35 protein-coding genes are annotated in these 24,930 nt (G+C 54.0%); all 35 read right to left on the bottom strand.

Annotated features, from left to right (window positions below; genetic code table 11):
- Positions 1-35 precede the first annotated feature (35 nt).
- A complete protein-coding gene (gene bfr / locus GHO41_RS12220; protein ID WP_048373825.1) occupies positions 36-500 on the bottom strand; it encodes a bacterioferritin in 465 nt (154 codons plus the stop codon).
- A 155-nt stretch (positions 501-655) separates the two neighbouring features.
- A complete protein-coding gene (locus GHO41_RS12225) occupies positions 656-2,104 on the bottom strand; it encodes a catalase (RefSeq protein ID WP_048373827.1) in 1,449 nt (482 codons plus the stop codon).
- A 173-nt stretch (positions 2,105-2,277) separates the two neighbouring features.
- Positions 2,278-2,664 carry a 50S ribosomal protein L17 gene (gene rplQ / locus GHO41_RS12230; RefSeq protein ID WP_016779185.1) on the bottom strand — a complete coding sequence of 129 codons (387 nt, stop codon included), beginning with the start codon at positions 2,662-2,664 and terminating at the stop codon, positions 2,278-2,280.
- A gap of 42 nt (positions 2,665-2,706) precedes the next feature.
- Entirely contained in the window at positions 2,707-3,708 is a 1,002-nt protein-coding gene (gene rpoA, locus GHO41_RS12235; protein WP_003176403.1) for a DNA-directed RNA polymerase subunit alpha, read from the bottom strand.
- Positions 3,709-3,730: 22 nt separating this feature from the next.
- Complete coding sequence (gene rpsD / locus GHO41_RS12240) at positions 3,731-4,351, bottom strand: 30S ribosomal protein S4 (protein WP_003444359.1); 621 nt, start codon at positions 4,349-4,351, stop codon at positions 3,731-3,733.
- A gap of 18 nt (positions 4,352-4,369) precedes the next feature.
- Positions 4,370-4,759, bottom strand: a complete 390-nt coding sequence (gene rpsK / locus GHO41_RS12245) for a 30S ribosomal protein S11 (protein WP_002555466.1) — start codon at positions 4,757-4,759, stop codon at positions 4,370-4,372.
- Positions 4,760-4,789: 30 nt separating this feature from the next.
- Complete coding sequence (gene rpsM / locus GHO41_RS12250) at positions 4,790-5,146, bottom strand: 30S ribosomal protein S13 (protein WP_048373831.1); 357 nt, start codon at positions 5,144-5,146, stop codon at positions 4,790-4,792.
- Between the two features lie 129 nt (positions 5,147-5,275).
- Entirely contained in the window at positions 5,276-5,392 is a 117-nt protein-coding gene (gene rpmJ, locus GHO41_RS12255; RefSeq protein WP_002555468.1) for a 50S ribosomal protein L36, read from the bottom strand.
- A 28-nt stretch (positions 5,393-5,420) separates the two neighbouring features.
- A complete protein-coding gene (gene secY, locus GHO41_RS12260) occupies positions 5,421-6,749 on the bottom strand; it encodes a preprotein translocase subunit SecY (RefSeq protein ID WP_003444361.1) in 1,329 nt (442 codons plus the stop codon).
- Entirely contained in the window at positions 6,750-7,187 is a 438-nt protein-coding gene (rplO, locus tag GHO41_RS12265) for a 50S ribosomal protein L15 (protein WP_153433721.1), read from the bottom strand.
- Positions 7,188-7,190: 3 nt separating this feature from the next.
- Positions 7,191-7,367 carry a 50S ribosomal protein L30 gene (gene rpmD / locus GHO41_RS12270; protein WP_003176408.1) on the bottom strand — a complete coding sequence of 59 codons (177 nt, stop codon included), beginning with the start codon at positions 7,365-7,367 and terminating at the stop codon, positions 7,191-7,193.
- A 2-nt stretch (positions 7,368-7,369) separates the two neighbouring features.
- Positions 7,370-7,870 carry a 30S ribosomal protein S5 gene (gene rpsE / locus GHO41_RS12275; protein WP_003186035.1) on the bottom strand — a complete coding sequence of 167 codons (501 nt, stop codon included), beginning with the start codon at positions 7,868-7,870 and terminating at the stop codon, positions 7,370-7,372.
- A 3-nt stretch (positions 7,871-7,873) separates the two neighbouring features.
- Positions 7,874-8,224: a 50S ribosomal protein L18 gene (gene rplR, locus GHO41_RS12280; protein WP_003444364.1), complete on the bottom strand. Its 351-nt coding sequence runs from the start codon at positions 8,222-8,224 to the stop codon at positions 7,874-7,876.
- Between the two features lie 10 nt (positions 8,225-8,234).
- Positions 8,235-8,768 carry a 50S ribosomal protein L6 gene (gene rplF, locus GHO41_RS12285; RefSeq protein ID WP_003176412.1) on the bottom strand — a complete coding sequence of 178 codons (534 nt, stop codon included), beginning with the start codon at positions 8,766-8,768 and terminating at the stop codon, positions 8,235-8,237.
- A gap of 12 nt (positions 8,769-8,780) precedes the next feature.
- Positions 8,781-9,173: a 30S ribosomal protein S8 gene (gene rpsH / locus GHO41_RS12290; protein WP_048373837.1), complete on the bottom strand. Its 393-nt coding sequence runs from the start codon at positions 9,171-9,173 to the stop codon at positions 8,781-8,783.
- Between the two features lie 212 nt (positions 9,174-9,385).
- Positions 9,386-9,691, bottom strand: a complete 306-nt coding sequence (gene rpsN, locus GHO41_RS12295; RefSeq protein ID WP_048373839.1) for a 30S ribosomal protein S14 — start codon at positions 9,689-9,691, stop codon at positions 9,386-9,388.
- A 13-nt stretch (positions 9,692-9,704) separates the two neighbouring features.
- Positions 9,705-10,244, bottom strand: a complete 540-nt coding sequence (gene rplE / locus GHO41_RS12300; protein ID WP_003186044.1) for a 50S ribosomal protein L5 — start codon at positions 10,242-10,244, stop codon at positions 9,705-9,707.
- Positions 10,245-10,266: 22 nt separating this feature from the next.
- A complete protein-coding gene (gene rplX / locus GHO41_RS12305; protein ID WP_048373841.1) occupies positions 10,267-10,581 on the bottom strand; it encodes a 50S ribosomal protein L24 in 315 nt (104 codons plus the stop codon).
- Between the two features lie 11 nt (positions 10,582-10,592).
- The gene (gene rplN / locus GHO41_RS12310; RefSeq protein WP_011063774.1) at positions 10,593-10,961 is read right to left on the bottom strand and encodes a 50S ribosomal protein L14; all 369 of its coding nucleotides are present in this window, start codon (positions 10,959-10,961) and stop codon (positions 10,593-10,595) included.
- A 23-nt stretch (positions 10,962-10,984) separates the two neighbouring features.
- The gene (rpsQ, locus tag GHO41_RS12315; RefSeq protein ID WP_003176419.1) at positions 10,985-11,251 is read right to left on the bottom strand and encodes a 30S ribosomal protein S17; all 267 of its coding nucleotides are present in this window, start codon (positions 11,249-11,251) and stop codon (positions 10,985-10,987) included.
- A gap of 2 nt (positions 11,252-11,253) precedes the next feature.
- On the bottom strand, positions 11,254-11,445 hold the full coding sequence (gene rpmC, locus GHO41_RS12320) for a 50S ribosomal protein L29 (protein ID WP_003444371.1): 192 nt from the start codon (positions 11,443-11,445) through the stop codon (positions 11,254-11,256).
- Positions 11,445-11,858, bottom strand: coding sequence for a 50S ribosomal protein L16 (rplP, locus tag GHO41_RS12325; protein WP_019409905.1), 414 nt, complete (start codon positions 11,856-11,858; stop codon positions 11,445-11,447). Before rplP ends, rpmC begins: the two co-directional genes overlap by 1 nt.
- A 12-nt stretch (positions 11,859-11,870) precedes the next feature.
- Positions 11,871-12,557 (bottom strand): 30S ribosomal protein S3, encoded by a 687-nt coding sequence (gene rpsC, locus GHO41_RS12330; protein ID WP_003176422.1) that lies wholly within the window; start codon positions 12,555-12,557, stop codon positions 11,871-11,873.
- A 13-nt stretch (positions 12,558-12,570) separates the two neighbouring features.
- Positions 12,571-12,903, bottom strand: a complete 333-nt coding sequence (gene rplV, locus GHO41_RS12335) for a 50S ribosomal protein L22 (RefSeq protein ID WP_003444373.1) — start codon at positions 12,901-12,903, stop codon at positions 12,571-12,573.
- A gap of 13 nt (positions 12,904-12,916) precedes the next feature.
- The gene (gene rpsS / locus GHO41_RS12340) at positions 12,917-13,192 is read right to left on the bottom strand and encodes a 30S ribosomal protein S19 (protein ID WP_003232420.1); all 276 of its coding nucleotides are present in this window, start codon (positions 13,190-13,192) and stop codon (positions 12,917-12,919) included.
- 16 nt (positions 13,193-13,208) lie between these two features.
- Entirely contained in the window at positions 13,209-14,033 is an 825-nt protein-coding gene (rplB, locus tag GHO41_RS12345) for a 50S ribosomal protein L2 (protein ID WP_048373844.1), read from the bottom strand.
- A 14-nt stretch (positions 14,034-14,047) separates the two neighbouring features.
- Entirely contained in the window at positions 14,048-14,347 is a 300-nt protein-coding gene (rplW, locus tag GHO41_RS12350) for a 50S ribosomal protein L23 (RefSeq protein WP_003444375.1), read from the bottom strand.
- Positions 14,344-14,946 carry a 50S ribosomal protein L4 gene (rplD, locus tag GHO41_RS12355; protein ID WP_048373846.1) on the bottom strand — a complete coding sequence of 201 codons (603 nt, stop codon included), beginning with the start codon at positions 14,944-14,946 and terminating at the stop codon, positions 14,344-14,346. Before rplD ends, rplW begins: the two co-directional genes overlap by 4 nt.
- A gap of 12 nt (positions 14,947-14,958) precedes the next feature.
- Positions 14,959-15,594: a 50S ribosomal protein L3 gene (gene rplC, locus GHO41_RS12360; RefSeq protein ID WP_019409902.1), complete on the bottom strand. Its 636-nt coding sequence runs from the start codon at positions 15,592-15,594 to the stop codon at positions 14,959-14,961.
- A gap of 81 nt (positions 15,595-15,675) precedes the next feature.
- A complete protein-coding gene (rpsJ, locus tag GHO41_RS12365) occupies positions 15,676-15,987 on the bottom strand; it encodes a 30S ribosomal protein S10 (RefSeq protein ID WP_003186070.1) in 312 nt (103 codons plus the stop codon).
- A 143-nt stretch (positions 15,988-16,130) separates the two neighbouring features.
- Positions 16,131-17,324 carry an elongation factor Tu gene (tuf, locus tag GHO41_RS12370; RefSeq protein ID WP_048373848.1) on the bottom strand — a complete coding sequence of 398 codons (1,194 nt, stop codon included), beginning with the start codon at positions 17,322-17,324 and terminating at the stop codon, positions 16,131-16,133.
- A gap of 35 nt (positions 17,325-17,359) precedes the next feature.
- Positions 17,360-19,462: an elongation factor G gene (fusA, locus tag GHO41_RS12375; RefSeq protein ID WP_048373849.1), complete on the bottom strand. Its 2,103-nt coding sequence runs from the start codon at positions 19,460-19,462 to the stop codon at positions 17,360-17,362.
- Positions 19,463-19,492: 30 nt separating this feature from the next.
- Positions 19,493-19,963, bottom strand: a complete 471-nt coding sequence (gene rpsG / locus GHO41_RS12380; RefSeq protein ID WP_019409900.1) for a 30S ribosomal protein S7 — start codon at positions 19,961-19,963, stop codon at positions 19,493-19,495.
- Positions 19,964-20,087: 124 nt separating this feature from the next.
- On the bottom strand, positions 20,088-20,459 hold the full coding sequence (rpsL, locus tag GHO41_RS12385) for a 30S ribosomal protein S12 (protein ID WP_002555494.1): 372 nt from the start codon (positions 20,457-20,459) through the stop codon (positions 20,088-20,090).
- 214 nt (positions 20,460-20,673) lie between these two features.
- Complete coding sequence (gene rpoC / locus GHO41_RS12390) at positions 20,674-24,873, bottom strand: DNA-directed RNA polymerase subunit beta' (RefSeq protein WP_048373851.1); 4,200 nt, start codon at positions 24,871-24,873, stop codon at positions 20,674-20,676.
- Positions 24,874-24,930 lie beyond the last annotated feature (57 nt).

Here is a 24,930-nt window from a genome sequence, read left to right on the forward strand (position 1 = left end):
GACAGGGGCTTTTTGTTGGGCGTGAAGACTGCCGATCAGAACTGCGATTGCAGGTAGTTCTGCAGACCGATGGACTTGATCAGGCCCAGCTGTTTTTCCAGCCAGTAGGTGTGGTCTTCTTCGGTGTCTGCCAACTGAATGCGCAGGATGTCGCGGCTTACGTAGTCTTTGTGCAGCTCACACAACTCGATGCCTTTGCACAGTGCAGCACGGACTTTGTATTCCAGGCGCAAATCGGCGGCGAGCATCTCTGGCACGGTGGTGCCGACGTCCAGATCGTCCGGGCGCATGCGTGGCGTACCCTCGAGCATGAGAATCCGGCGCATCAACGCATCAGCGTGTTGTGCCTCTTCTTCCATTTCGTGGTTGATACGCTCGTACAACTTGGTGAAGCCCCAGTCCTCGTACATACGGGAATGGACAAAATATTGGTCACGTGCAGCCAGCTCGCCGGTTAACAACGTGTTGAGGTAATCGATTACGTCCGGGTGCCCTAGCATCGCCCCACATCTCCCTGCTTGAAAGGCTGTAGTTTGAACCAAGCTGACTGAGAGGTCACGGCTCAATCGCAATAAAAACGCTAATTTTCACAGAAAACACGTCTAAATAACGCAAAAACCGCCCATTTGAGGGCGGTTCTGCTTCTCACTTAGACTTACTTCACCGTTACACCCAAGGCTTTGGCAACGCCTTGACCATAGGCCGGGTCTGCTTTGAGGAAGTGCTGCAACTGACGCTGAACAACGTCGTCGGTCACGCCTTCCATCGCACCGGCGATGTTGTTGATGAGCAGGGCTTTCTGGTCATCATTCATCAAGCGGAACAGAGCACCGGCGTAGCTGTAGTAGTCGGTGTCTTCACGGTGGTCGTAGCGGTCTGCTGCGCCACTGAGCGCCAAGGGTGGTTCAGCGTACTGCGGGGCCTGCTTGGGCGCGTCAGCGTAGCTGTTGGGTTCGTAGTTAGGCGCAGCACCCCCATTGTTGCCATAGGCCATCGAACCGTCGCGCTGATAGTTGTGCGCAGGCACACGCGGGGCGTTGATGGGCAGGTGCTGGTGGTTGGTGCCTACACGGTAGCGATGAGCATCTGCATAAGCGAATACACGGCCTTGGAGCATGCGATCAGGGGACAGACCGACACCCGGGATCATGTTGCTTGGGCCAAATGCTGCCTGTTCAACTTCTGCAAAGTAGTTGAGCGGGTTGCGGTTGAGCTCAAGTTCACCGATCTCGATCAGCGGAAACTCTTTTTGCGACCAGGTTTTGGTGACGTCGAACGGGTTGTCACGATGCGTCGCTGCCTGGGCCTCGGTCATGATCTGGATGCACACACGCCATTTCGGATAGTCCCCGCGCTCGATGGCTTCGAACAGGTCGCGCTGGGCGTAGTCCGGGTCAGTGCCTGCCAGACGTGCGGCTTCTTCTGGCGGCAAGTTTTTGATGCCTTGCTTGGTTTTGTAATGCCACTTGACCCAATGACGCTCACCGGCCGCATTGATCAGGCTGTAGGTGTGACTGCCAAAACCGTGCATATGGCGGTAGCCATCAGGAATGCCGCGGTCCGAGAACAGGATGGTGACCTGGTGCAGCGACTCTGGTGAATGCGACCAGAAATCCCACTTCATCTGTGCACTTTTCAGGTTGCTTTGCGGCAAGCGTTTTTGGGTGTGGATAAAGTCAGGGAATTTCAGCGGATCACGAATGAAGAAAACCGGGGTGTTGTTGCCCACGATGTCCCAGTTACCTTCTTCGGTGTAGAACTTGAGGGCAAAACCACGCGGGTCGCGCTCGGTGTCAGCAGAGCCACGTTCACCGCCCACGGTTGAGAAGCGCAAGAAAGTCGGGGTTTGCTTGCCAACGGTGTCAAACAGCTTGGCGCTGCTGTATTGGCTGATGTCACGGGTCAGTGTGAACGTGCCATGGGCAGCCGAACCTTTGGCGTGCACGCGACGTTCTGGAATATTTTCGCGGTTGAAGTGCGCGAGTTTTTCGATCAGGTGAAAGTCATCGAGCAACAACGGGCCCCGAGGCCCAGCCGAACGAGAGTTCTGGTTGTCAGCAACAGGGGCGCCGCTGGCGGTCGTCAGGGTTTTGGTCTGGCTCATGCTAATCCTTCCTCAGTCAGTCTTGATGCTGCCGGCTAATCGGCTGAGGAAGAGTATTGACCACGATACCTGTGTGGGCAAATGCATTAAATTGTCGAACTCAATAGCTTTTTACAATCGAACAGACACAAAAAACCGGGCACTAGGCCCGGTTCTTTGTAGAGACTGACGTCTTACTCAGCGGATACAGCTTCACCGCCAACTGGACGATCAACCAACTCGACGTACGCCATAGGCGCGTTGTCGCCAGCGCGGAAACCGCACTTGAGGATGCGCAGGTAGCCACCCTCACGAGTTGCATAACGCTTGCCCAGATCGTTGAACAGCTTACCAACCATAGCTTTCGAACGAGTACGGTCGAAAGCCAGACGGCGGTTAGCAACAGAATCAATCTTGGCCAGAGTAATCAGCGGCTCAGCAACGCGACGCAATTCTTTGGCTTTCGGCAGAGTCGTTTTGATCAGCTCGTGCTCGAACAGCGACACTGCCATGTTTTGAAACATAGCCTTGCGGTGCGAGCTAGTGCGGCTCAGGTGACGACCACTTTTACGATGACGCATGGTTCATTCCTTACCAAACACAACGTTCGGTGATTACGACGATCAGGCAGTCGCCTTGTCGTCCTTCTTAAGACTTGCAGGCGGCCAGTTGTCGAGGCGCATGCCGAGGGACAGACCACGGGAGGCCAGAACGTCCTTGATTTCGGTCAAGGATTTCTTGCCCAGGTTCGGAGTCTTCAACAGTTCTACTTCGGTGCGCTGAATCAGGTCACCAATGTAGTAAATGTTCTCCGCCTTAAGGCAGTTGGCCGAACGCACGGTCAGTTCCAGATCGTCAACCGGACGAAGCAGGATCGGATCGATCTCGTCTTCCTGTTCGATAACCACTGGCTCGCTGTCACCTTTGAGGTCGACGAATGCAGCCAACTGCTGTTGCAGGATGGTTGCAGCACGACGGATAGCCTCTTCAGGATCCAGTGTACCGTTGGTCTCCAGATCAATTACCAACTTGTCCAGGTTAGTACGCTGCTCGACACGGGCGTTTTCCACCACGTATGCGATACGGCGAACCGGGCTGAACGAAGAGTCGAGCTGCAAGCGACCGATGCTGCGGCTTTCGTCTTCATCGCTCTGACGCGAGTCGGCTGGTTCATAACCACGACCACGAGCTACGGTGAGCTTCATGTTCAAGGCGCCGTTAGACGCCAGGTTGGCGATTACGTGATCGGGATTAACGATCTCGACATCATGATCCAGCTGAATATCGGCAGCGGTAACCACCCCCGAACCCTTCTTCGACAAGGTCAGCGTAACTTCGTCACGGCCGTGCAGCTTGATAGCCAGACCTTTAAGGTTCAACAGGATTTCAATTACGTCTTCCTGTACACCTTCGATGGCGCTGTACTCGTGGAGCACACCATCAATCTCGGCCTCGACTACTGCACAGCCTGGCATTGAGGACAACAGGATGCGGCGCAGCGCGTTGCCCAGGGTGTGGCCAAAACCACGCTCGAGAGGCTCGAGAGTGATTTTAGCGCGGGTTGGACTGACAACCTGCACATCAATGTGGCGGGGTGTCAGGAACTCATTTACCGAAATCTGCATGGATGCACCTATTTTCTAGCCCTTACTTGGAGTAGAGCTCGACAATCAGGCTTTCGTTGATGTCGGCGGACAGATCACTGCGAGCTGGAACGTTCTTGAAAACGCCCGACTTCTTCTCAGTGTCTACTTCTACCCATTCTACGCGGCCACGTTGGGCACACAGATCGAGAGCTTGGACAATGCGAAGCTGGTTCTTTGCTTTCTCGCGGATAGCGACCACGTCACCAGCACGAACCTGGTAGGACGGAACGTTAACGGTTTGACCGTTTACGCTGATCGACTTGTGCGATACCAACTGACGGGATTCGGCACGAGTAGAACCGAAGCCCATACGGTATACGACGTTATCCAGACGGCATTCGAGCAGTTGCAACAGGTTTTCGCCAGTTGCGCCTTTCTTGCCAGCAGCTTGTTTGTAGTAGCCGCTGAATTGACGCTCGAGAACGCCGTAGATACGACGGACCTTCTGCTTTTCACGCAGTTGGGTGCCGTAGTCGGATTGGCGACCGCGGCGTTGGCCGTGGATGCCTGGAGCAGCTTCAATATTGCACTTCGATTCGATAGCGCGCACACCACTCTTCAGGAAGAGATCAGTGCCTTCACGACGTGCCAGTTTGCATTTTGGACCAATGTAACGAGCCATTCTTTACAGTCTCCTGGATTACACGCGGCGCTTCTTCGGCGGACGGCACCCGTTGTGCGGGATTGGCGTCACGTCGGTGATGCTGGCGATCTTATAGCCACAGCCGTTCAAAGCACGGACAGCGGACTCACGACCTGGACCTGGGCCCTTAACGTTAACGTCAAGGTTTTTCAGGCCATATTCCAGCGCAGCTTGACCAGCACGTTCAGCAGCTACTTGAGCAGCGAACGGGGTGGACTTGCGAGAACCGCGGAAACCCGAACCACCGGAGGTAGCCCAAGAAAGCGCGTTACCCTGACGGTCGGTGATGGTCACGATTGTGTTGTTGAAAGACGCGTGGATGTGGGCGATGCCATCAACCACTGTCTTTTTTACTTTTTTACGAGGACGAGCAGCAGGTTTTGCCATGACTAAATTCCTGTCGATTCGCTGGTGCGATTACTTGCGGATCGGCTTACGCGGACCTTTGCGAGTACGCGCGTTGGTCTTGGTACGCTGACCGCGCACTGGAAGACCACGACGATGGCGCAGACCGCGGTAGCAGCCCAAGTCCATCAAGCGTTTGATTTTCATGTTGACTTCACGACGCAGGTCACCTTCAGTGGTGAACTTTGCCACTTCGCCACGCAGCAACTCAATCTGCTCGTCGCTCAGATCCTTGATCTTAGCGGCTGGGTTTACACCAGCATCCACACAGATTTTCTGTGCAGTAGTGCGACCAACACCAAAGATGTAGGTCAGCGAGATAACAGTGTGCTTGTTATCTGGAATGTTAACGCCTGCAATACGGGCCATTCAGTGGGACTCCAATTGACAGCTACCTACGCCCCGGAAGCCAAGAAATAGGGCGCGAGATAATATCGCTGTAATAACAAATAATCAACCCAGCAGCGCACTAGCTGCTGGGCTTCAAACAGATCACACTCAGCCTTGGCGCTGTTTGTGACGTGGTTCCGCGCTGCAAATTACCCGAACAACACCTTCGCGGCGAATAATCTTGCAGTTACGGCACAGCTTTTTCACCGATGCACGAACTTTCATCACCAACTCCTCTAACCTTATGGGAACTTCAGCGCAGCATGCCGCTGCCGTAGCCCTTCAGGTTGGCTTTCTTCATCAGGGATTCGTACTGGTGCGAAACGAGGTGCGATTGTACTTGCGACATAAAGTCCATAACAACCACGACCACGATCAGCAACGAGGTCCCGCCAAGGTAGAACGGAACGTTTGCCGCAACCACCAGGAACTGGGGCAGCAGACATACGGCCGTCATATAAAGAGCACCGAACAGAGTCAAACGAGTCAAAACGCCATCAATATAGCGTGCCGACTGCTCACCTGGACGGATACCCGGAATAAAGGCACCGGACTTCTTCAGGTTTTCCGCTACGTCTTTCGGATTGAACATCAACGCCGTATAGAAGAAGCAGAAGAAAATAATCCCTGCACTAAACAGCAGAATATTCAACGGCTGACCAGGAGCGATCGACTGCGAGATGTCCTGCAACCAGCCCATACCTTCAGACTGACCGAACCAGGCACCCAGCGAAGCCGGGAACAGCAAAATGCTGCTCGCAAAAATAGCCGGAATAACACCGGCCATATTCACTTTCAGCGGTAGGTGGCTAGTCTGCGCAGCAAACACCTTGCGGCCTTGCTGACGCTTGGCGTAGTGAACAGCAATACGACGCTGACCACGCTCAATGAACACCACGAAACCGATAATCGCTACTGCCAGCAAACCGATAGCAACCAAGGCGAAGATATTGATATCGCCCTGACGCGCAGACTCAAAAGACTGCCCAATTGCTCTCGGAAGACCGGCGACGATACCCGAAAAAATCAACATCGAGATACCGTTGCCAACACCACGCTCAGTAATCTGCTCACCCAGCCACATCATGAACATTGCACCCGCCACAAATGTGGTTACTGCAACGAAATGGAAGCCTAGATCACCAGTGAACGCTACGCCCTGCCCCGCCAGACCTATGGACATGCCAATGGCCTGGACGAGAGCGAGAGCGACAGTGAGGTAGCGGGTGTACTGGCTTATCTTGCGACGACCAGCTTCACCTTCCTTCTTCAACTGCTCCAGCTGTGGGCTGACAGCGGACATAAGCTGCATGATGATCGATGCCGAAATGTACGGCATGATCCCCAGCGCAAAAATACTCATCCGCTCCAGCGCACCGCCGGAAAACATGTTGAACAAGCTAAGTATGGTCCCCTCATTCTGTCGAAACAGGTCCGCCAGCCGGTCGGGGTTAATGCCTGGAACTGGAATGTGTGCGCCTATCCGGTAGACGATAATCGCCAGGAATAGAAAACGCAGACGAGCCCAGAGCTCGGATAACCCGCCTTTGCTGAGCGCTGAGAGAGCACCTTGCTTAGCCATTTATTCCTCGAACTTGCCGCCAGCTGCTTCGATAGCCGAACGCGCACCTTTGGTGGCGCCGATTCCCTTGCCGATTGTGACAGCGCGAGCAACTTCACCGGACAGCATGATTTTCACACGCAGTACGTTGACGTTGATCACGTTGGCATCTTTCAGGGTCTGCAGAGTTACGATGTCGCCTTCCACTTTAGCCAGCTCGGACAGACGCACTTCTGCGCGATCCATAGCTTTCAGGGAAACGAAACCGAACTTAGGCAGACGACGATGCAGCGGCTGTTGACCGCCTTCAAAGCCTGGAGCAATTGTGCCACCGGAGCGGGAAGTTTGACCTTTGTGACCACGGCCACCAGTCTTACCCAAACCACTACCGATACCACGGCCCGGACGATGCTTTTCGCGACGGGAACCCGGCGCTGGACTCAGATCATTGAGTTTCATCGATTAACCCTCGACACGCAGCATGTAGTAAGCCTTGTTGATCATCCCGCGATTCTCGGGAGTATCCTGGACTTCTACAGTGTGACCGATGCGACGCAGACCCAGACCCTTAACGCACAATTTGTGGTTAGGGATGCGGCCGGTCATGCTTTTGATCAGCGTTACTTTTACGGTAGCCATGATCAGAAGATCTCCTTGACGCTTTTGCCACGCTTAGCAGCGATGGACTCAGGAGATTGCATAGCTTTCAAACCCTTGAAAGTGGCGTGAACCACGTTTACCGGGTTAGTCGAGCCGTAGCACTTAGCCAGAACGTTCTGAACGCCAGCAACTTCGAGGACAGCACGCATAGCGCCGCCAGCGATGATACCGGTACCTTCAGAAGCAGGCTGCATGTACACCTTCGAAGCGCCGTGAGCAGACTTCATTGCGTACTGCAGAGTTGTGCCGTTCAGGTCAACTTGAATCATGTTGCGGCGAGCAGCTTCCATTGCCTTCTGGATCGCAGCAGGCACTTCACGTGACTTGCCACGGCCGAAGCCAACGCGCCCTTTACCATCACCAACCACGGTCAACGCGGTGAAAGTGAAGATACGGCCGCCTTTAACGGTTTTGGCTACGCGGTTAACTTGAACCAGCTTCTCAATGTAGCCTTCGTCGCGCTTTTGGTCGTTATTTGACATAACTTAGAACTCCAGCCCAGCTTCACGAGCAGCCTCAGCCAGCGCTTTCACGCGGCCGTGGTACTTGAAGCCAGAGCGGTCGAAAGCCACCTGCGAGACGCCAGCGGCTTTTGCACGCGTAGCGACCAGCTGGCCAACCTTTGTGGCCGCGTCGATGTTGCCAGTGGCAGCATCACGCAGTTCTTTGTCCAAAGTCGAGGCGCTTGCCAGGACTTTGCTGCCGTCGGCCGAGATGACCTGGGCATAGATGTGCTGCGAAGAGCGGAACACGCAGAGACGCACGACTTCTAATTCGTGCATTTTCAGACGTGCTTTGCGAGCGCGACGCAGTCGAGTAACTTTTTTGTCGGTCATTTGCTAGGCCCTACTTCTTCTTGGCTTCTTTACGGCGGACGACTTCGTCCGCGTAACGCACACCTTTACCTTTGTAAGGCTCTGGTGGACGGAAGTCGCGGATCTCAGCGGCCACTTGACCTACCAGCTGCTTGTCGATGCCCTTGATCAGGATATCGGTCTGGCTAGGAGTCTCAGCGGTGATGCCTTCCGGCAGTTCGTAATCCACTGGGTGCGAGAAGCCAAGAGCCAGGTTCAGCACTGTGCCTTTTGCTTGCGCTTTGTAACCAACACCGACCAGCTGGAGCTTACGCTCGAAGCCTTGGCTTACGCCTTGGACCATGTTGTTTACCAACGCACGAGTGGTACCAGCCATTGCGCGAGTTTGTTGATCGCCATTGCGAGCAGCGAAACGCAGCTCACCAGCTTCTTCAACGATTTCAACCGACGAATGGATGTTCAGTTCTAGAGTGCCTTTAGCACCCTTCACCGAAAGCTGTTGGCCGGCGAATTTAACTTCGACACCAGCTGGCAGCTTAACGGGGTTCTTAGCGACGCGTGACATGCTTATCCCCCCTTAGAACACTGTGCAAAGAACTTCGCCGCCGACACCGGCAGCGCGCGCAGCACGATCCGTCATCACACCTTTGTTGGTGGAGACGATGGACACACCGAGGCCGCCACGAACTTTTGGCAGATCATCGGAGGACTTGTACTGACGCAGACCTGGACGGCTAACGCGCTTAACTTCTTCGATAACCGGACGGCCTTCGAAGTACTTCAGCTCGATAGACAGCAGTGGTTTGATTTCGCTGCTGATCTGAAAATCCGCGATGTAACCTTCGTCCTTCAGAACTTTGGCTACAGCTACCTTCAACGTGGAAGACGGCATGCTTACGACAGACTTTTCAGCCATCTGGGCATTACGGATTCGAGTTAGCATGTCCGCTAACGGGTCCTGCATACTCATGGGCTAGACGCTCCTGATACAAAAAGAATTAGCCTTGCGGCTACAACTGTCACCGAGTGACTCTGTACTCAAAAAGCACAGGCTCTGGCGAGCCGGTCATTCTAGACACACGCCAGAAATGAATCAAGCCCCAATAGGGGCTTGATTCATGTACAAGGTCACCGGCTGTCAGGATCTTGCGACCCCGACAGCGATAACTTTGTCGGTACGCCTTACCAGCTAGCTTTAACCAGACCTGGTACGTCACCGCGCATTGCTGCTTCACGCAATTTGTTACGGCCCAGGCCGAACTTGCGGTAAACACCGTGCGGACGACCAGTCAGGCGGCAGCGGTTACGCATGCGCGAAGCGCTTGCGTCACGTGGCTGCTTCTGCAGAGCGATTTGAGCTTCCCAACGTGCTTCTGGACTTGCGTTCAGATCAACGATGATAGCTTTCAGCTCAGCACGCTTCTTGGCGAACTTGGCAACCGTGAGCTGACGTTTCAGCTCGCGGTTTTTCATGCTCATCTTGGCCATGGTCCTACTCCAATCAGTTGCGGAACGGGAATTTGAAAGCACGCAGCAATGCGCGACCTTCGTCATCCGTCCGAGCAGTGGTGGTCAGGGTGATGTCCAGACCGCGAAGAGCATCGATTTTGTCGTAGTCAATTTCCGGGAAAATGATCTGCTCTTTAACGCCCATGCTGTAGTTGCCACGACCATCGAAGGACTTGGCATTCAGGCCGCGGAAGTCGCGAACCCGAGGCAGGGAGATCGACAGCAGACGATCCAGGAATTCGTACATACGCTCACGGCGCAGAGTTACTTTGACGCCGATCGGCCAACCTTCACGGACTTTAAAGCCAGCGATGGATTTGCGAGCGTAGGTCACAACAACTTTTTGACCGGTGATTTTTTCCAAATCAGCTACTGCGTGCTCGATGACTTTTTTGTCGCCGATCGCTTCGCCCAAGCCCATGTTCAGGGTGATTTTGGTAACGCGCGGAACTTCCATCACGTTCGAAAGCTTAAGTTCTTCCTTAAGTTTCGGAGCGATTTCCTTCCGGTAAATCTCTTTTAGTCGTGCCATGGTCTCATCTACCTAGCAGTGTTCAAGCATCAACCGCTTTTTGGGTCGACTTGAAGACACGAATTTTTTTGCCTTCTTCTACTTTGAAACCAACGCGGTCAGCCTTGTTGGTTTCGCCGTTGAAAATGGCCACGTTAGAAGCGTCCAGTGGAGCTTCTTTCTCGACGATACCGCCTTGCACGCCCGACATCGGGTTAGGCTTGGTATGACGCTTAACCAGGTTCAGACCACCAACAACCAGACGGTTGTTAGCGAGAACCTTAAGCACCTTACCGCGCTTACCTTTGTCTTTGCCGGCGATCACGATGATCTCGTCGTCACGACGAATCTTTTGCATGTCGGATCTCCTTACAGCACTTCTGGGGCGAGCGAGACGATCTTCATGAACTTCTCGTTGCGAAGTTCACGGGTCACTGGCCCAAAGATACGGGTGCCGATCGGCTCTTGCTTGTTGTTCAGAAGAACAGCAGCGTTGCCATCAAAGCGGATAATGGAGCCATCAGCACGACGTACGCCGTGACGAGTGCGGACTACTACAGCAGTCATCACTTGGCCTTTTTTCACTTTACCGCGAGGAATTGCTTCCTTGACGGTAACTTTGATGATGTCACCGATACCAGCGTAACGACGATGGGAGCCACCCAGCACCTTGATGCACATAACACGGCGTGCGCCGCTGTTATCGGCCACATCGAGCATGGATTGAGTCTGAATCATATAATTTCTCCGACCCCTAGTCCTTAGACTTCCACAGCGCGTTCGAGAACATCAACCAGAGCCCAAGACTTAGTCTTGGCCAGCGGACGAGTTTCACGAATAGTGACTTTGTCGCCGATGTGGCACTGATTGGTTTCGTCGTGCGCGTGCAGCTTAGTCGAACGCTTAACGTATTTACCGTAGATCGGGTGCTTAACGCGACGTTCGATCAGAACGGTGATGGTCTTGTCCATCTTGTCGCTGACAACACGGCCAGTCAGCGTACGGACAGTTTTTTCGGCTTCAGCCATGATTACTTACCTGCCTGCTGTTTGAGCACAGTCTTCACGCGAGCGATGTCACGCTTAACTTGCGAGAGCAGATGCGACTGCCCCAACTGGCCAGTTGCTTTCTGCATGCGCAGATTGAACTGGTCGCGCAGCAAGCCGAGCAGTTGCTCGTTCAGCTGCTGTGCGGATTTTTCACGAAGTTCATTCGCTTTCATCACATCACCGTCCGTTTAACAAAGGAGGTGGCGAGCGGCAGCTTTGCAGCAGCCAGGGCGAAAGCCTCACGCGCCAGCTCTTCAGAAACACCCTCGATTTCATACAGGACTTTGCCTGGCTGAATCTGGGCAACCCAGTATTCCACGTTACCCTTACCTTTACCCATCCGAACTTCGAGAGGCTTTTTGGAAATAGGCTTGTCCGGGAATACACGGATCCAGATCTTGCCGCCACGCTTAACGTGACGGGTCAGTGCACGACGCGCTGATTCGATCTGACGAGCGGTGAGACGACCACGAGCAACAGACTTCAGCGCATACTCGCCGAAGCTGACTTTGCTACCGCGCAGTGCCAAGCCACGGTTGTGGCCAGTCATTTGCTTGCGGAACTTCGTACGCTTAGGTTGTAACATTTTGCGTACCCCTTACTTAGCAGCTTTTTTACGAGGCGCTGGTGCTTGTGGCTTCAGCTCTTCTTGGCGACCACCGATTACTTCGCCTTTGAAGATCCAAACCTTTACACCGATCACACCGTAAGTGGTGTGAGCTTCGTAGTTGGCATAGTCGATGTCGGCACGCAGGGTGTGCAATGGCACACGACCTTCGCGATACCATTCAGTACGTGCGATTTCAGCACCGCCGAGACGACCGCTCACTTGGATTTTGATGCCTTTGGCACCAATGCGCATAGCGTTCTGTACAGCGCGTTTCATCGCGCGACGGAACATTACACGACGCTCCAGCTGCTGAGCTACGCTCTGCGCAACCAGCATACCGTCGAGTTCCGGCTTGCGGATCTCTTCGATATTGATGTGCACAGGCACACCCATTTGCTTGGTCAGGTCCTGACGCAGCTTCTCAACATCTTCACCTTTCTTCCCGATAACGATACCTGGACGAGCGGTGTGGATGGTGATGCGTGCAGTTTGGGCCGGACGATGGATATCGATACGGCTTACGGACGCGCTTTTTAGTTTGTCTTGGAGGTATTCACGCACCTTCAGATCAGCGAACAAGTAGTCCGCATAAGTCCGGCCGTCTGCGTACCAGACGGAGGTGTGCTCCTTGACGATTCCCAGGCGAATGCCAATGGGATGTACTTTCTGACCCATCTCTTCGACTCCGTTACTTGTCAGCAACCTTGACAGTGATATGGCAAGACCGCTTGACGATGCGATCAGCGCGGCCTTTGGCACGCGGCATGATGCGCTTCAGCGAACGCCCTTCGTTGACGAAAACGGTGGCGACTTTCAGGTCGTCAACGTCAGCGCCTTCGTTATGCTCGGCGTTGGCTACGGCCGACTCCAGCACTTTTTTGATGATCTCGGCGGCTTTCTTGTTGCTGAAAGCCAACAGGTTGAGCGCTTCGCCCACCTTCTTCCCGCGGATCTGGTCGGCGACCAAGCGGGCTTTCTGGGCGGAGATTCGAGCGCCCGACAACTTAGCGGCTACTTCCATCGTTCCTTACCCCTTAACGCTTGGCTTTCTTGTCAGCCACGTGCCCACGATAAGTGCGGGTACCGGCAAACTCGCCTAGTTTATGGCCAACCATGTCTTCGTTCACGAGAACTGGAACATGCAGACGACCGTTATGCACAGCGATGGTCAGACCGACCATTTGTGGCAGGATCATCGAACGACGCGACCAGGTTTTCACCGGTTTGCGATCGTTCTTTTCCGCCGCCACTTCGATCTTCTTCAGTAGGTGAAGATCAATAAAAGGACCTTTTTTCAGAGAACGTGGCACTGTCGTATCCCTCTATTTACTTGCGACGACGGACGATCATTTTGTCGGTACGCTTATTACCACGAGTCTTCGCGCCCTTAGTCGGGAAGCCCCATGGCGATACCGGATGACGACCACCAGAGGTACGACCTTCACCACCACCATGTGGGTGGTCAACCGGGTTCATGGCAACACCACGAACGGTTGGGCGAACGCCACGCCAGCGTTTGGCACCAGCTTTACCCAGCGAACGCAGGCTGTGCTCGGAGTTCGAGACTTCGCCCAGCGTTGCACGGCATTCAGCCAATACTTTACGCATTTCACCAGAACGCAGACGCAGGGTCACGTAGACACCTTCGCGAGCTACCAGCTGAGCCGAAGCACCAGCGGAACGAGCGATTTGCGCGCCTTTACCTGGCTTCAATTCGATGCCGTGTACGGTGCTACCTACTGGAATGCTGCGCAGTTGCAGCGAGTTACCTGGCTTGATCGGGGCCAAAGCACCCGAGATCAGCTGGTCACCAGCGCTCACGCCTTTAGGGGCGATGATGTAACGGCGTTCGCCGTCTGCGTACAGCATAAGAGCAATGTGAGCAGTACGGTTTGGATCGTATTCGATACGCTCAACAGTGGCTGGAATGCCATCTTTGTCGTTGCGACGGAAGTCGACCATACGGTAATGCTGCTTATGACCACCACCGATGTGACGCGTGGTAATGCGGCCATTGTTGTTACGACCACCAGACTTCGATTTTTTCTCGAGCAGCGGTGCGTGAGGAGCGCCTTTGTGCAGCTCCTTGTTGACCACCTTGACCACATGACGGCGGCCAGGGGAAGTCGGTTTGCATTTAACGATTGCCATGATGCACCCCTTCCTTACTCAGCACTGCTGCTGAAATCGAGATCTTGGCCTGGCTGAAGGGAGATTACTGCCTTCTTCCAGTCATTACGCTTGCCCACGCCGCGAGCGGTGCGCTTGCTCTTACCCAGAACGTTCAGGGTAGTAACACGCTCAACTTTCACGCTGAACAGGCTTTCGACGGCCTTCTTGATTTCCAGCTTGGTTGCGTCTGTAGCAACCTTGAAAACGAACTGGCCTTTCTTGTCTGCCAGAACCGTAGCCTTCTCGGAAACGTGCGGGCCAAGCAGAACTTTAAATACGCGTTCCTGGTTCATCCCAGCAGCTCCTCGAATTTCTTCACGGCCGACACGGTGATCAACACCTTGTCGTATGCGATCAGACTAACTGGATCGGAACCTTGCACGTCACGTACATCAACGTGTGGCAGGTTGCGAGCAGCCAGGTACAGGTTCTGATCAACAACTTCGGACACGATCAGGACGTCAGTCAGACCCATGCCATTCAGTTTGTTCAGCAGATCTTTGGTTTTTGGCGCTTCAACAGCGAAGTCCTGAACCACGACCAGACGATCAGTACGCACGAGTTCAGCAAGGATGGAGCGCAGTGCTGCGCGGTACATCTTCTTGTTGAGCTTCTGAGAGTGATCCTGTGGACGAGCTGCGAAAGTGGTACCGCCGCCACGCCAGATTGGGCTACGGATAGTACCAGCACGAGCACGGCCAGTACCTTTCTGACGCCAAGGGCGCTTACCGCCACCACGAACATCAGAACGGGTCTTTTGCTGCTTGCTACCTTGACGGCCGCCGGCCATGTAGGCCACGACTGCTTGGTGAACCAGCGTCTCGTTGAATTCGCCGCCGAAAGTCAGTTCGGAAACTTCGATCGCCTGAGCGTCATTTACGTTTAATTGCATGTCAGCTTCCCCTTAACCGCGAGCCTTGGCCGCTGGACGTACAACCAGGTTGCCGCCAGTAGCGCCAGGAACAGCACCCTTGACCAACAACAGATTGCGTTCAGCGTCGACGCGCACTACTTCGAGGGACTGCACGGTCACGCGCTCAGCGCCCATATGACCGGACATTTTTTTGCCCTTGAATACACGACCAGGAGTCTGGCACTGGCCAATAGAGCCCGGGACGCGGTGGGAAACGGAGTTACCGTGAGTGTTATCTTGGCCACGGAAATTCCAACGCTTGATCGTACCCTGGAAGCCTTTACCTTTGGACTGACCGGTTACATCAACCAGTTGACCAGCAGCGAAGATTTCAGCGTTGATCAGATCGCCAGCTTGGTACTCGCCTTCTTCAAGACGGAATTCCAGCACGGTACGACCAGCAGCAACGTTTGCCTTGGCGAAGTGACCCGCCTGAGCAGCGGTTACACGCGAAGCGCGACGCTCGCCGACAGTGACTTGCACTGCACGATAGCCATCGGTTTCTTCAGTTTTGAACTGGGTGACGCGATTCGGCTCGATCTCAATGACCGTGACCGGAATGGAGACACCTTCTTCGGTGAAAATACGGGTCATACCGCATTTACGACCGACTACACCAATAGTCATGTTGTAAACCTCATGAGTGTACGGGGCTTTCACCCGCTATGGCCGCCCATTTCAGAGCGTTACACGACTAAGACCCAAGTCTTAGCCGAGGCTGATCTGCACTTCCACACCGGCCGCAAGATCAAGCTTCATAAGTGCATCAACGGTTTTATCCGTTGGCTGAACGATGTCCAGAACGCGCTTATGAGTACGGATCTCGTACTGGTCACGCGCGTCTTTGTTGACGTGCGGGGAGACCAGAACGGTGAACCGCTCTTTACGGGTAGGCAGTGGAATTGGACCACGCACTTGAGCACCAGTACGTTTCGCGGTTTCCACGATTTCCTGGGTTGATTGGTCGATCAGGCGATGGTCAAAAGCCTTCAACCTGATACGGATTTGCTGATTTTGCATTGGATTTCAGACTCCAGATTGCTGTTCCCACCGAGCGCAATACGCCCGTTTAAAGGAGGCGCAATTCTATAGACGACCCCACTAGGTGTCAACTCAATAAAAAAAGCCCCCGCTGAGCGGGGGCTTTTTCATGCAATCATCGATTACTCGATGATTTTGGCTACGACGCCAGCGCCGACGGTACGACCGCCTTCACGGATAGCGAAACGCAGACCATCTTCCATTGCGATGGTTTTGATCAGGGTAACAGTCATTTGAATGTTGTCACCTGGCATTACCATTTCAACGCCTTCTGGCAGCTCGCAGTTACCAGTCACGTCAGTAGTACGGAAGTAGAACTGTGGACGGTAGCCTTTGAAGAACGGAGTATGACGGCCGCCTTCTTCTTTGCTCAGAACGTATACTTCTGCGGTGAACTTGGTGTGAGGCTTAACAGTGCCTGGCTTAACCAGAACCTGACCACGCTCAACGTCGTCACGCTTGGTACCACGCAGCAGAACGCCGCAGTTCTCGCCAGCACGACCTTCGTCGAGCAGTTTGCGGAACATTTCAACGCCGGTGCAAGTGGTAACAGTTGTGTCACGCAGACCAACGATTTCCAGTGGATCTTGAACGCGAACGATACCGCGCTCGATACGACCAGTTACAACAGTACCGCGACCAGAGATCGAGAATACGTCTTCGATTGGCATCAGGAACGGCTTGTCGGTCAGACGAACTGGTTCTGGGATGTAGGTATCCAGAGTTTCAACCAGTTTACGAACGGCAGTGGTGCCCATTTCGTTTTCGTCGTTACCTTCCAGAGCCATACGAGCAGAACCGATGATGATCGGAGTGTCGTCGCCTGGGAAGTCGTAAGTGCTCAGCAGATCGCGCACTTCCATCTCAACCAGTTCCAGCAGCTCAGCGTCGTCTACCAGGTCAGCCTTGTTCAGGAAAACCACGATGTACGGAACGCCTACCTGACGGGACAGCAGGATGTGCTCACGAGTTTGTGGCATCGGACCATCAGCAGCCGAACAAACCAGGATCGCGCCATCCATTTGGGCAGCACCAGTGATCATGTTCTTCACGTAGTCAGCGTGACCTGGGCAGTCAACGTGAGCGTAGTGACGAATAGTCGAGTTGTACTCAACGTGAGCAGTGTTGATGGTGATACCACGAGCTTTTTCTTCTGGCGCGCTGTCGATCTTGTCGAAGTCAACACGAGCAGAACCGAAAACTTCGGAGCAAACACGAGTCAGAGCTGCGGTCAGCGTGGTTTTACCATGGTCAACGTGACCGATAGTGCCAACGTTGACGTGCGGTAGGGAACGATCAAATTTTTCTTTAGCCACGACAATTAACTCCTTGCCTAAAGGACTGAACTAAATCAGCCTTGTTTTTTAGTAACAGCATCGACGATGTGCGACGGCGCTGTATCGTATTTTTTGAATTCCATAGAGTAGCTTGCGCGACCCTGAGACATGGAACGAACGTCGGTCGCATAACCGAACATCTCGCCCAACGGAACTTCAGCACGAATAACTTTGCCGGAGACCGTATCTTCCATACCCTGGATCATGCCGCGACGACGGTTCAAGTCGCCCATCACGTCACCCATATAGTCTTCAGGTGTAACAACCTCTACCGCCATGATCGGCTCAAGCAACTCACCACCGCCCTTCTGGGCCAGTTGCTTGGTAGCCATGGAAGCAGCCACCTTAAACGCCATCTCGTTGGAGTCGACGTCGTGGTAAGAACCATCAAACACGGTAGCCTTCAGGCCGATCAGCGGATAGCCGGCAACAACACCGTTCTTCATCTGCTCTTCGATACCCTTCTGGATAGCCGGGATGTATTCCTTAGGAACCACACCACCTACCACTTCGTTCACGAACTGCAGACCTTCCTGACCTTCGTCAGCAGGTGCAAAACGGATCCAGCAGTGACCAAACTGACCACGACCGCCGGACTGACGAACGAACTTGCCTTCGATTTCACAGTTCTTCGTGATGCGCTCACGATAAGAAACCTGAGGCTTACCGATGTTGGCTTCAACGTTGAACTCACGCTTCATCCGGTCAACCAGGATGTCGAGGTGCAATTCGCCCATGCCGGAGATGATCGTCTGACCAGTCTCTTCATCAGTTTTAACGCGGAAAGACGGGTCTTCCTGAGCCAGTTTGCCCAGTGCGATACCCATTTTTTCCTGGTCATCCTTGGTTTTTGGCTCAACGGCAACCGAAATAACCGGCTCCGGGAAGTCCATGCGAACCAGGATGATTGGCTTGTCAGCGTTGCACAAGGTTTCACCAGTGGTGACGTCCTTCATGCCGATCAAGGCCGCGATGTCACCAGCGCGTACTTCCTTGATCTCTTCGCGGGCGTTAGCGTGCATTTGCACCATACGACCCACGCGCTCTTTCTTGCCTTTAACCGAGTTGATTACGCCGTCACCGGAGTTCAACACGCCCGAGTAAACGCGGACGAAGGTCAAAGTACCAACGAATGGGTCAGTCGCGATCTTGAACGCCAGAGCCGAGAACGGTTCTGCGTCATCTGCATGACGCTCCAGCTCGATAGTCTCGTCATCCGGGTCAGTACCCTTGATGGCAGGAATATCTACCGGGGCCGGCAGGTAGTCGATCACGGCGTCGAGAACCAGGGGAACGCCCTTGTTCTTGAAGGAAGAACCGCAAACAGCCAAAACGATCTCGCCGGCGATAGTACGCTGACGCAGAGCCGCTTTGATTTCCGGGATGGTGAGTTCTTCACCTTCCAGGTACTTGTTCATCAGCTCTTCGCTGGCTTCGGCAGCTGCCTCAACCATGTTGCTGCGCCACTCTTCAGCCAACTCTTGCAGTTCTGCAGGAATAGCTTCACGACGAGCAGTCATACCCTTGTCAGCATCGCTCCAGTAAACCGCTTCCATGGTCATCAGATCGATCTGACCCTGGAAGTTGTCTTCGGAACCGATAGCCAACTGGATAGGCACCGGAGTGTGACCCAGACGAGTTTTGATCTGACCGATCACGCGCAGGAAGTTCGCACCAGCACGGTCCATCTTGTTTACGTAAACAAGACGCGGAACGCCGTACTTGTTGGCCTGACGCCATACGGTTTCGGACTGAGGCTCAACACCCGAGGTGCCGCAGAACACAACAACCGCGCCATCGAGTACACGCAGGGAACGCTCAACTTCAATAGTGAAGTCTACGTGGCCCGGGGTATCGATTACGTTGAAGCGGTAGTTATCGTACTGCTTGTTAGAACCCTGCCAAAAGGTAGTGATCGCAGCAGAAGTAATGGTAATACCACGCTCCTGCTCCTGCACCATCCAGTCTGTGGTCGCGGCGCCATCATGCACCTCGCCCATCTTGTGACTTTTGCCAGTGTAAAAAAGTACCCGCTCAGTAGTCGTGGTTTTACCCGCGTCCACGTGTGCACAGATACCAATGTTACGGTAGCGGTTAATCGGTGTAGTACGAGCCATAAAGCCCTCGCAAAGTGAATAGCGCTGAAATTAGAAGCGGTAGTGCGAGAAAGCTTTGTTAGCTTCAGCCATACGGTGCACGTCTTCACGCTTCTTAACTGCTGCGCCCTTGCCTTCAGCAGCGTCCAGCAGTTCGCCAGCCAAGCGCAAAGCCATAGACTTTTCGCCACGCTTACGTGCGAAGTCTACCAACCAGCGCATTGCCAAAGCGTTACGACGGGAAGGACGAACTTCGACCGGAACCTGGTAAGTAGCACCGCCTACACGGCGCGACTTCACTTCGACCAGCGGAGCGATGGCGTCGAGTGCTTTCTCGAAGAGTTCCAGGGGATCGCCGTTCTTACGTTCTTTAACCTTTTCCAGCGCGCCATAAACGATACGCTCGGCAACGGCTTTTTTACCGCTTTCCATCACGTGGTTCATGAACTTGGCCAGGATTTGGCTTCCGTATTTTGGATCGTCAAGCACTTCGCGCTTGGCTGCTACGCGTCTTCTTGGCATGGATAAGCCCTCAAACGGTCTTCAGGTTAGCTCGGGACCATTACATCCTGTGGATGCACGCCCGACCTTACTCTTATCGACTCAGAAAAAAAGAAATCTGCATTTATTTACCAGCGACCGAAGACTACTTCGGCTTCTTGGTACCGTACTTCGAACGACCTTGGTTACGACCTTTAACGCCGGAAGTATCCAAAGAGCCGCGAACGGTGTGATAACGAACACCTGGCAAGTCTTTTACACGACCGCCACGGATCAGTACCACGCTGTGTTCTTGCAGGTTGTGACCTTCACCACCGATGTACGAGGAAACCTCGAAACCGTTGGTCAGGCGCACACGGCATACTTTACGCAGTGCCGAGTTAGGTTTTTTCGGCGTAGTGGTATACACACGGGTGCATACGCCACGACGTTGCGGGCAGTTTTGCAGCGCAGGTACGTCGGATTTCTCGACGATACGCTTACGCGGCTGACGTACCAGCTGGTTGATAGTTGCCATCTACTAGCTCCACTGTTGTCTTGCGACGCTATTGTCTTGCAAGAAAAGCAAAATGGCAGGAACGAATCCCCGCCAAATTTAGGGGTACAAGAGTCTAAAGAGGATCCTGCCCCCAGTCAAGGCAAAGCCCCGACCCCTCCCCCATCAAAGCTCGACTAATTGTCTTGATTCGATGAACGGAAAGACCGGGGCCTACCCTTATTTATCGCAGAACTCAGTTACCGCTGGAGTTCAGCGCTTCGGTCAGTGCAGCTTCCACTTCACTGGCGCTTACGCGCAATGGCTTGTCTGCATCACGGCGACGCTTACGCTCGCTGTGGTAGGCCAAACCAGTACCTGCCGGAATCAAACGACCCACGACAACGTTTTCTTTCAGGCCGCGCAGGTAGTCGCGCTTGCCAGTTACCGCTGCTTCGGTCAGTACGCGGGTTGTCTCTTGGAAAGAGGCCGCGGAGATGAACGATTCAGTCGACAACGACGCTTTGGTGATACCCAACAGAACGCGAGTGAACTTGGAGACAAATTTGTCTTCGTTACCCAGGCGCTCGTTTTCGACCAGTACCTGCGTGAGCTCCATCTGGTCGCCCTTGATGAAGGAGGAATCGCCAGACTCGGAAATTTCAACTTTACGCAACATCTGACGCAGGATGGTCTCGATGTGCTTGTCGTTGATCTTCACGCCTTGCAGACGGTAAACGTCTTGAATCTCGTTAACGATGTACTTGGCCAGCGCACTCACACCCAGCAAACGCAGGATGTCGTGTGGATCGCTTGGACCGTCGGAGATAACTTCGCCGCGGTTCACTTGCTCGCCTTCGAAGACGTTCAGGTGACGCCACTTTGGAATCAGCTCTTCGTACGGATCGGTACCGTCGTTCGGGGTAATAACCAGACGGCGCTTGCCTTTGGTTTCTTTACCGAACGCGATGGTGCCGCTGACTTCAGCCAAAATAGAGGCTTCTTTCGGACGACGCGCTTCGAACAAGTCAGCAACGCGTGGCAGACCACCGGTGATGTCTCGAGTTTTCGAAGTTTCTTGCGGAATACGAGCGATAACGTCACCGATCGCGATTTCCGCACCATCCGCTACACCAACCAATGCGTTGGCTGGCAGGAAGTACTGGGCCGGTACGTCGGTACCTGGCAACAGCAGATCCTTACCATCAACACCTACCATCTTAACGGCCGGGCGAATTTCTTTGCCGGCAGCTGGACGGTCTTTGGCGTCAAGCACTTCAATGTTGGTCATACCGGTCAATTCGTCAGTCTGACGCTTGATCGTGATGCCTTCTTCCATGCCCACGTAGGTCACGGTACCTTTCATTTCGGTAACGATTGGGTGAGTGTGCGGATCCCACTTGGCTACGATCGAGCCAGCGTCAACCTTGTCACCTTCTTTAACCGAAATTACGGCACCATACGGCAGTTTGTAACGCTCACGCTCACGACCGAAGTCATCAGCGATTGCCAGCTCACCCGAACGCGATACTGCTACCAGGCAACCATCTACACGCTCAACGTGCTTCAGGTTGTGAAGACGGACAGTACCGCCATTCTTCACCTGAACGCTGTCAGCAGCAGAGGTCCGGCTTGCCGCACCACCGATGTGGAACGTACGCATTGTCAGCTGTGTACCTGGCTCACCGATCGACTGAGCAGCGATTACGCCGACAGCTTCACCGATGTTCACCTGGTGACCACGAGCCAGATCGCGACCGTAGCACTTGGCGCAGATACCGAAACGGGTTTCGCAGCTGATTGGCGAACGAACGATCACTTCGTCGATGCTGTTCAGCTCGATGAACTCAACCCACTTCTCGTCAACCAGGGTGCCAGCAGGAACGATAACTTCATCAGTACCTGGCTTGAATACGTCACGGGCGATTACTCGACCCAGTACGCGCTCACCCAACGGCTCTACAACGTCGCCGCCTTCAATGTGCGGAGTCATCAGCAGACCGTGTTCGGTACCGCAGTCGACTTCAGTTACTACCAGATCCTGCGCTACGTCTACCAGACGACGCGTCAAGTAACCGGAGTTAGCCGTTTTCAAGGCGGTATCCGCAAGACCCTTACGAGCACCGTGAGTGGAGATGAAGTACTGAAGTACGCTCAAACCTTCACGGAAGTTCGCAGTAATCGGCGTTTCGATGATGGAACCGTCCGGCTTGGCCATCAGACCACGCATACCGGCCAGCTGACGGATCTGCGCAGCAGAACCCCGTGCGCCGGAGTCGGCCATCATGTACATGGAGTTGAACGACTCTTGCTCAACTTCATCACCGTGACGGTCGATAACCTTCTCTTTCGAGAGGTTCGACATCATCGCCTTGGAAACTTCATCGTTAGCTTTCGACCAAAGGTCGATTACTTTGTTGTACTTCTCGCCCTGTGTAACCAGGCCCGAGGCGTACTGGCTTTCGATTTCTTTCACTTCGTCGGTAGCAGCACCGATGATGCGCGCTTTTTCATCCGGGATAACGAAGTCGTTAACACCGATCGAAACGCCGGAAATAGTCGAGTAAGCGAAACCGGTGTACATCAACTGGTCAGCGAAGATCACAGTCTCTTTCAAACCAACCACGCGGTAGCACTGGTTGATCAGCTTGGAGATTGCCTTTTTCTTCATTGGCAAGTTGACGACGTCGTACGACAGGCCTTTTGGAACAACCTGGAACAACAGCGCACGGCCGACAGTGGTGTCGACGATACGGGTGTTGGTCACGCTGCCGCCATCACGGTCGTTAACGGTTTCGGTGATCCGTACTTTAACCTTGGCGTGCAGTGCGGCTTCGCCGGCACGGAACACACGGTCAACTTCTTGCAGATCCGCGAATACACGACCTTCGCCTTTGGCGTTGATCGCTTCACGAGTCATGTAGTACAGACCCAATACAACGTCCTGCGAAGGAACGATGATTGGCTCACCGTTCGCTGGCGACAGAATGTTGTTGGTCGACATCATCAACGCACGGGCTTCCAACTGGGCTTCCAGTGTCAGCGGTACGTGTACAGCCATCTGGTCGCCGTCGAAGTCGGCGTTGTACGCAGCACAGACCAGAGGGTGCAGCTGGATAGCCTTACCTTCGATCAGTACCGGTTCAAATGCCTGAATACCCAGACGGTGAAGCGTTGGCGCACGGTTGAGGAGCACCGGGTGTTCGCGAATTACTTCAGCAAGAACGTCCCATACCTCTGGCAGCTCACGCTCAACCATTTTCTTGGCAGCTTTAATGGTGGTAGCAAGACCACGCATTTCCAGCTTGCCGAAGATGAACGGTTTGAACAGCTCGAGTGCCATTTTTTTAGGCAGACCGCACTGGTGCAGACGCAGGGTCGGACCTACGGTAATTACCGAACGACCCGAGTAGTCAACACGCTTACCGAGCAAGTTCTGACGGAAACGACCTTGTTTACCCTTGATCATGTCAGCCAAGGATTTCAGAGGACGCTTGTTCGAACCCGTGATGGCGCGGCCACGACGACCGTTGTCCAGCAAGGCGTCGACAGCTTCTTGCAACATACGCTTTTCGTTACGCACGATGATGTCCGGAGCGGACAGATCAAGCAGGCGCTTCAAGCGGTTGTTACGGTTGATCACTCGACGATACAGATCGTTGAGGTCGGAAGTCGCGAAACGACCACCGTCCAACGGAACCAACGGACGCAGATCTGGCGGCAGAACCGGCAGAACGGTCAGCACCATCCACTCAGGAAGGTTGCCGGAGCCCAGGAAGGCTTCCATCAACTTCAAGCGCTTGGACAGCTTCTTGATTTTGGTTTCGGAGTTGGTTTGCGGAATTTCTTCACGCAGACGGCCAATCTCGTGTTCCAGATCGATAGCGTGCAGCAGCTCACGTACAGCCTCGGCACCCATACGGGCATCGAAGTCGTCGCCGAACTCTTCCAGCGCTTCGAAATACTGCTCGTCGTTCAGCAGCTGACCTTTTTCAAGGGTGGTCATGCCTGGATCGATAACAACATAGCTCTCGAAGTAGAGAACACGTTCGATATCACGCAGGGTCATGTCCATCAGCAAGCCGATACGGGACGGCAGCGATTTCAGGAACCAGATATGGGCAACTGGCGAGGCCAGTTCAATGTGAGCCATGCGCTCACGACGGACCTTGGCCAGTGCAACTTCAACGCCGCACTTCTCACAGATCACACCGCGGTGCTTCAAGCGCTTGTACTTACCGCACAGGCACTCGTAATCCTTTACCGGGCCAAAGATTTTGGCGCAGAACAGGCCGTCACGCTCAGGCTTGAACGTACGGTAGTTGATGGTTTCCGGCTTTTTAACTTCACCGAACGACCACGAGCGGATCATCTCAGGCGATGCCAATCCAATACGGATGGCGTCGAACTCTTCGACTTGACCCTGGTTTTTCAGCAAATTCAGTAGGTCTTTCAAGGCCTTTCCTCCTGGCGGAGCAGAGAGCGGGCAGTGCAGCCCCGCTCTCGATTCGCG

The sequence above is a fragment of the Pseudomonas sp. FSL R10-0399 genome (assembly GCF_009600165.1).
Classification (GTDB): domain Bacteria; phylum Pseudomonadota; class Gammaproteobacteria; order Pseudomonadales; family Pseudomonadaceae; genus Aquipseudomonas; species Aquipseudomonas helleri.

Bases quoted from the DNA above. Each gene is read 5' to 3' on its own strand.
- rpsG (WP_019409900.1), bottom strand. From the start codon at position 19,963: ATGCCAAGAAGACGCGTAGCAGCCAAGCGCGAAGTGCTTGACGATCCA.
- rpsC (WP_003176422.1), bottom strand. From the start codon at position 12,557: ATGGGTCAGAAAGTACATCCCATTGGCATTCGCCTGGGAATCGTCAAG.
- rplR (WP_003444364.1), bottom strand. From the start codon at position 8,224: ATGACCGACAAAAAAGTTACTCGACTGCGTCGCGCTCGCAAAGCACGT.
- rpmJ (WP_002555468.1), bottom strand. From the start codon at position 5,392: ATGAAAGTTCGTGCATCGGTGAAAAAGCTGTGCCGTAACTGCAAGATT.
- rpmD (WP_003176408.1), bottom strand. From the start codon at position 7,367: ATGGCTACCGTAAAAGTAACGCTGATCAAAAGCATGACCGGCCGCATC.
- rpsJ (WP_003186070.1), bottom strand. From the start codon at position 15,987: ATGCAAAATCAGCAAATCCGTATCAGGTTGAAGGCTTTTGACCATCGC.
- secY (WP_003444361.1), bottom strand. From the start codon at position 6,749: ATGGCTAAGCAAGGTGCTCTCTCAGCGCTCAGCAAAGGCGGGTTATCC.
- rpsQ (WP_003176419.1), bottom strand. From the start codon at position 11,251: ATGGCTGAAGCCGAAAAAACTGTCCGTACGCTGACTGGCCGTGTTGTC.
- rplP (WP_019409905.1), bottom strand. From the start codon at position 11,858: ATGTTACAACCTAAGCGTACGAAGTTCCGCAAGCAAATGACTGGCCAC.
- bfr (WP_048373825.1), bottom strand. From the start codon at position 500: ATGCTAGGGCACCCGGACGTAATCGATTACCTCAACACGTTGTTAACC.
- rplB (WP_048373844.1), bottom strand. From the start codon at position 14,033: ATGGCAATCGTTAAATGCAAACCGACTTCCCCTGGCCGCCGTCATGTG.
- rpsL (WP_002555494.1), bottom strand. From the start codon at position 20,459: ATGGCAACTATCAACCAGCTGGTACGTCAGCCGCGTAAGCGTATCGTC.
- rplF (WP_003176412.1), bottom strand. From the start codon at position 8,768: ATGTCACGCGTCGCTAAGAACCCCGTTAAGCTGCCAGCTGGTGTCGAA.
- rpsD (WP_003444359.1), bottom strand. From the start codon at position 4,351: ATGGCTCGTTACATTGGTCCAAAATGCAAACTGGCACGTCGTGAAGGC.
- rplV (WP_003444373.1), bottom strand. From the start codon at position 12,903: ATGGAAGTAGCCGCTAAGTTGTCGGGCGCTCGAATCTCCGCCCAGAAA.
- rpsK (WP_002555466.1), bottom strand. From the start codon at position 4,759: ATGGCAAAACCTGCTGCTCGTCCTCGTAAAAAAGTAAAAAAGACAGTG.
- GHO41_RS12225 (WP_048373827.1), bottom strand. From the start codon at position 2,104: ATGAGCCAGACCAAAACCCTGACGACCGCCAGCGGCGCCCCTGTTGCT.
- fusA (WP_048373849.1), bottom strand. From the start codon at position 19,462: ATGGCTCGTACTACACCGATTAACCGCTACCGTAACATTGGTATCTGT.
- rplO (WP_153433721.1), bottom strand. From the start codon at position 7,187: ATGAAACTCAATGATCTGAGTCCAGCGCCGGGTTCCCGTCGCGAAAAG.
- rplD (WP_048373846.1), bottom strand. From the start codon at position 14,946: ATGCAATTAAACGTAAATGACGCTCAGGCGATCGAAGTTTCCGAACTG.
- rplW (WP_003444375.1), bottom strand. From the start codon at position 14,347: ATGAACCAGGAACGCGTATTTAAAGTTCTGCTTGGCCCGCACGTTTCC.
- rplX (WP_048373841.1), bottom strand. From the start codon at position 10,581: ATGCAAAAGATTCGTCGTGACGACGAGATCATCGTGATCGCCGGCAAA.
- rpsN (WP_048373839.1), bottom strand. From the start codon at position 9,691: ATGGCCAAGATGAGCATGAAAAACCGCGAGCTGAAACGTCAGCTCACG.
- rpoA (WP_003176403.1), bottom strand. From the start codon at position 3,708: ATGCAGATTTCGGTAAATGAGTTCCTGACACCCCGCCACATTGATGTG.
- rplQ (WP_016779185.1), bottom strand. From the start codon at position 2,664: ATGCGTCATCGTAAAAGTGGTCGTCACCTGAGCCGCACTAGCTCGCAC.
- rplE (WP_003186044.1), bottom strand. From the start codon at position 10,244: ATGGCACGACTAAAAGAGATTTACCGGAAGGAAATCGCTCCGAAACTT.
- rplC (WP_019409902.1), bottom strand. From the start codon at position 15,594: ATGACTATTGGTGTAGTCGGTCGTAAATGCGGTATGACCCGTATTTTC.
- rpsM (WP_048373831.1), bottom strand. From the start codon at position 5,146: ATGGCCCGTATTGCAGGCGTTAACATTCCAGATAACAAGCACACTGTT.
- rplN (WP_011063774.1), bottom strand. From the start codon at position 10,961: ATGATTCAGACTCAATCCATGCTCGATGTGGCCGATAACAGCGGCGCA.
- rpsE (WP_003186035.1), bottom strand. From the start codon at position 7,870: ATGTCAAATAACGACCAAAAGCGCGACGAAGGCTACATTGAGAAGCTG.
- rpsH (WP_048373837.1), bottom strand. From the start codon at position 9,173: ATGAGTATGCAGGACCCGTTAGCGGACATGCTAACTCGAATCCGTAAT.
- rpmC (WP_003444371.1), bottom strand. From the start codon at position 11,445: ATGAAAGCGAATGAACTTCGTGAAAAATCCGCACAGCAGCTGAACGAG.